This window comes from Streptococcus sp. SM3 (genome assembly GCF_027497875.1).
This window is the reverse complement of the sequence record NZ_JAJNSA010000215.1, coordinates 1-1267: the sequence shown is the minus strand read 5'-3', so window position 1 is coordinate 1267 and position 1267 is coordinate 1. Positions and strand designations below refer to the sequence as shown.

General features: G+C 36.2%; 1 protein-coding gene and 1 pseudogene. Both read right to left on the bottom strand.

Features of this window, described 5'->3' with window-relative positions:
- Positions 1–587, bottom strand: a pseudogene (locus PAN06_RS14290) (transcription-repair coupling factor); the annotation flags it as partial.
- 4 nt (positions 588–591) lie between these two features.
- The gene (gene pth / locus PAN06_RS14285; protein ID WP_269796662.1) at positions 592–1161 is read right to left on the bottom strand and encodes an aminoacyl-tRNA hydrolase; all 570 of its coding nucleotides are present in this window, start codon (positions 1159–1161) and stop codon (positions 592–594) included.
- Positions 1162–1267: the final 106 nt, after the last annotated feature.

Genomic DNA, 1267 nt, shown 5'->3' with positions numbered 1-1267 from the left:
CCGAAAAATTCAATCCGATAGGGTTGGAGTTGGTCGATCTCAAAGATATCTAAAATATCTCCTCGTAGACTAAACTCTCCCTGTTGCAAAACTTGGCTCACCTTTTGGTAGCCAATCTTCTGTAATGTTTCACTCAGAGTAGTTAAGTCTATTTCTTGACCAACCTTCAATTGAAAAATGCTAGATGCAAAAACTTTAGGAGAAGGTAATAGTAGTTTTATACCACTCACATTGGTCACAAGGATGCCTTGACGATCTTCTTGGCATAAAAAGTTCAAAGCCTCTAATCGTGCAAATTGCCTTTCTTGTGAAGCAAAAACAAATTCTGCTAAAGGGTTATCATCTCCCAAAAATGTATGGACTTTCTCTTCTCCAAGTAAGGCAATAAAATCACTGGCCAATCGTTCTGCTTCGTTATAACTGGAAGTGATGAGGACTGCTTTTTCAATAGAATCAAAGGCTGAAGCCATTACAATAGCCTTTGTGGTCGCAGACAATCCTAAGATCAATTCCCTATTTTTTTTTTGCAAACCTTGTTGCCAGGATAGAAGGTTGGAGTTTTGACTCACTAAATCAATTACATTCATCTACTTACCCGTTGTATTTCTGCATGCTTCTTTCAAAATTTTCTTCTATCAAGTAATCGTTAACCGCTTCTTCTACTCGATCGATTGTTTGTAGAATAGTGATGTAATCGTCTTTATCAAATTTTCCTAATACATGATGAACAACTGACATGCCCTGCTTAGGTCTTCCAATTCCAATCTTAATTCGATAAAAAGTCTGAGTTCCAATATGATTGATAATCGATTTGATTCCGTTATGACCTCCAGCTGATCCTTTAGCTCGAAGACGAATCTTACCAACTTCCATATCTAAATCATCGTAAATAACCAAAAGATCTTCAATATCCAGACCATAATAAGTCAGAAGGGCATGGACTGCTTTTCCACTCTCATTCATGAAAGTGGTCGGCTTTACAAAATAGACCTTTTCTCCATTCAAAAATGTTGAGGCGATATCAGCTTGAAAAATCTTATCATGGGAGAAAGTAAGATTTAAAGACTTTGCCATTTGATCAACTAACATAAAGCCTACATTGTGTTTGGTTTCAAAATACCTATCACCTGGATTTCCCAATCCAACAATTAATTTCGTCATCTCTTTCCTTTCAAAACACTAAAAGGGTTGGAAATATTTTTTCCAACCTTTACATCTTTTTAACTCTCTTATACATTAAAACGGAATTCCATGATGTCCCCATCTT